The organism is Streptomyces sp. NPDC051987 (assembly GCF_040680735.1).
GTDB lineage: Bacteria > Actinomycetota > Actinomycetes > Streptomycetales > Streptomycetaceae > Streptomyces.
Window position 1 is genome coordinate 1 of the sequence record NZ_JBFAXI010000193.1, and the last position, 3,271, is coordinate 3,271.

Below are 3,271 nucleotides of genomic sequence, written 5' to 3' on the forward strand. Positions count from 1 at the left end.
GCCACGGACGCCCCGGATAACCCTCACCCCCTGGCCGATCCGGCTGACCCCGGCGGCCCGGAGGACGCCGCCGCTGCGGGGGCGCCCGGGGCCGGGGCCGGGCCGGCGGGGGGGTGACGGGGGCGGGGGGGGGGGCCCCCGGGGGGTTCCCCCCCCGCCCCCCCCGACCCATGCGGGAAGTACGCATCACCCAGAGCGAGTTGAGTATCCGGGCTCACGTCCGGGGCGGTCGCGCGTTGCGAGGATCGACGCAACGGCGCGGCAGCGAGCGCCGGTCCGTTCGGCCCGGACAGTCCGGGCCGGCCTGAGCCAGTTACGGAGAACTCGCCATGTCCCGTCGTATCGCCCTGTCCGTGGTCGCCGGTGCCGTCGTGCTCGCGGGAGCCGGGGCCTTCGCCCTCGCCTACGCCGGCGACCAGGCCCCCGCGCCCGCCCTGGCGCACAGCGCCGTCCACTACACCGCTCCCGACGGCGGCCGGGACGGCTCGCTCTCCTTCACCACCGAGGTCAGCGCGCCGTCCGGGGTGAAGAGCCTGAAGGTGCTGGCCTGGCCGGAGAAGTCCGATTTCGCGAAGAAGCGGCTGACCGCCGGGGAGATGGCCGCGGTGGAGTCGGCGACCTGCACGCCGGCCGGCGGCCACACCGTCCGGTGCGTGTACAGGGCTCCGGTGTCCGCCGCCGACGCCGCGTCCTCCCCGCACGGCGCCTGGCACATCGCCGTGCTCGCCACGGCGGAGGACGGACACACCACGTTCGACACCAGGGCCGCGGACTTCACCGTCGCGTGAGCCGGGGCGAGTGCCGGTGCCCGCCGCCCGTGGGCGCCGGTCACCCGAGGTGGGTGGCGAGCGCCCGCTCGACGTCCGGCGCCTGGGCGTCCTCGGCCGCCCAGGCCACGTAGCCGTCGGGGCGCACCAGCAGGGTCGTCCGGCGGTCGCTCGCCCAGCGGACCACGGTCAGGCGGTCGGCGCGGTCCGTACGGTGCGTGGGGTTGGTGCGGTGCGTGGGGTAGGTACGGTCCATGGGGTGGGTACGGTCCGTGCGGTCCTTGCGGTCCGTGCGGTGCGTGCGGTCCGCAGCCGGGTCGGGGGAGCCCGGGGTGACCAGGACGAACCGGCCGCCGCGCAGGGCCTCGTAGAGGCGGCCGCCGCCGGCCAGCGCGAGGTCGGGGACGCGGGCACCGGTGAGGCGGTGCGCGCCCCTGGGGGCGGGGTACCGATAGCCGATGCCGGTGACCTGGCCGAGCACCTTGCGCCGGGCCGGGCCGACGCGGCCGAGCGCGGTGGTGAGCGCGGCCCGCACCGGCAGCTGCCAGCCCTTGGCCATCGCGAGGCGGACGATCGCGCCGCTGCTGCGCAGCACCGTCCGCCCGACGGGGTGCCGTTCGCTCTGGTAGGTGTCGAGCAGGTCCGGGGCGGCATGGCCGTGCAGCACGGCGGCGAGCTTCCAGCTCAGGTTGGCCGCGTCCTGGAGACCGGTGTTCATGCCCTGGCCGCCGGCCGGCGTGTGCACGTGCGCCGCGTCGCCGGCCAGGAAGACCCGGCCGACCCGGTAGCTGGGCACCTGGCGCTCGTCGCTGTGGAACCGGGACATCCAGCGGGCGTCGTGCATCCCGTAGTCCCGGCCCAGGGCGAGGCGGGTGATCTCCTTGATCTCGTCGAGGTCCACCGGCTCGTGGTCGGGGACGTCACGGCCACGGTGCCAGCAGATCACCCGATAGTAGCCGTCGCCGAAGGGCGCGAGGAAGGCGAACGCGTCGCCCACCGCGGCGGCCGTGAGCAGGGTTGCGGGCCGCTCGGCGAGCAGCACGTCGGCGAGGACCACGGACCGGATCGCCGACCTGCCCGGGAACGGCAGCCCGACCGCCTCCCGGACGGCGCTGCGCATGCCGTCGGTGCCGACGACGTACGCGGCGCTCAGGTCCGCATGGCCCCTGACGTGGACGGTCACGCCGTCCGCGTCCTGGGTCAGGCCGGTCACCTCGTGGTCGTACCGGAATTCGACACCGGCCTCGACGGCCCGCCGCTCCAGCACCTTCTCCACCTCGTACTGCGGGAGGACGAGGACGTGCTGGAAACGGGAGGGGAGGGCGCCGAGGTCCAGAGTGAGCCCGTCGAAGAGGTTCATCCGGGCGATGGGCCGGCCGACCGCCTCCAGGTCGTCGGCGAGGCCTCGGGCGTCGAGCTGCTCCAGGGCGCGGGCGTGCAGGACGAAGGCGCGGGAGAGGTTGCTGATTTTGTGGGGGCGCTTTTCGAGAAGCGTGACCGGGACGCCGGCGGCGGCTAGGTCACCGGCGAGGAGCAGTCCGGTGGGGCCGGAGCCCACGACGATCACACGGGGGGTCGCCTCGGAGCTGCGGTCGGTGTGGGCGGTACGGGGGGCGTTGGGGGTGCCGGGGGTGCCAGTCGTGCCGGTCATGGAGGCCTCCTGGGTGCCTGGGAAGGCTTGGCTGGTTGCCGACGCCTGTTGGCCAACGGATGTTGACCAACGCTTGTTGACCAGACTAGGTCGGTCCGCGTCCACGGTCAACACCTGTTGGCATACACTCGTTGGCACACGATCGTGGGCAAACACCCGTGGGCAAACACCCGTGGGCAAACACCTGTAGGCCTACACTTGTGGGCCCACATTCGTGGGCCTACGCTCGTTGGCATGACCGGCACCCCCAATAGAGGCACAGAATCCGCGAGTGGCCCGGCGGCACGCCGCTCCGACGCCAGCCGCTCCGCCATCCTGGCCGCCGCCCGCGAACGCTTCGCCGCCGACGGCTACGAGCGCGCCACCATCCGCGCCATCGCCAAGGACGCGCGGATCGACCCGTCGATGGTCATGCGGTACTTCGGCAGCAAGGACGGCCTCTTCGCGGCCGCCGTCGCGCTCGACCTGCGGATGCCCGACGTGTCCCAGGTGCCGCGCACCGAGGTGGGGCGGGCGCTGACGGCCCACTTCCTGGACGTCTGGGAGGCGAACGAGGAGCTCACGGCGGTGCTGCGGGTCGCCGTCACCAACAAGGCGGGGACCGAGCGCCTGCAGGGCATCTTCCGGGACCAGGTGGTGCCGGTGGCGCAGCGGGTGTGCCCGGATCCCGAGCAGGTGGCCGCGCGGGCGGGGCTGTGCGCGGCGCAGTTGATGGGGCTCGCCCTGACCCGTTACGTGGTGCGGCTGCCGCCGGTCGTGGCGCTGGCCCGGGAGGAGATCGTGGCGTGGCTCGGGCCGACCGTGCAGCGGTACCTGACCGCGCCCAGCCCCTGAGCGACGCAGCACCGAGGGC

Annotated in this window: 3 protein-coding genes; 2 read left to right on the top strand and 1 reads right to left on the bottom strand. The window is 74.1% G+C overall.

Translation table 11 applies throughout. From position 1 onward, the window contains the following. Positions 1-329: 329 nt before the first annotated feature. Positions 330-788 (top strand): DUF5707 domain-containing protein, encoded by a 459-nt coding sequence (locus tag AB0M11_RS41190; protein ID WP_365714101.1) that lies wholly within the window; start codon positions 330-332, stop codon positions 786-788. 40 nt (positions 789-828) lie between these two features. On the opposite strand, the gene AB0M11_RS41195 is transcribed toward AB0M11_RS41190, so the two are convergent. After that, positions 829-2,418 (bottom strand): FAD-dependent monooxygenase, encoded by a 1,590-nt coding sequence (locus AB0M11_RS41195; protein ID WP_365714103.1) that lies wholly within the window; start codon positions 2,416-2,418, stop codon positions 829-831. Positions 2,419-2,652: 234 nt separating this feature from the next. Between AB0M11_RS41195 and AB0M11_RS41200 the strand changes: the two genes are divergently transcribed. Then, positions 2,653-3,252 (top strand): TetR family transcriptional regulator, encoded by a 600-nt coding sequence (locus AB0M11_RS41200; RefSeq protein ID WP_365714106.1) that lies wholly within the window; start codon positions 2,653-2,655, stop codon positions 3,250-3,252. The last annotated feature ends 19 nt before the right edge of the window (positions 3,253-3,271 follow it).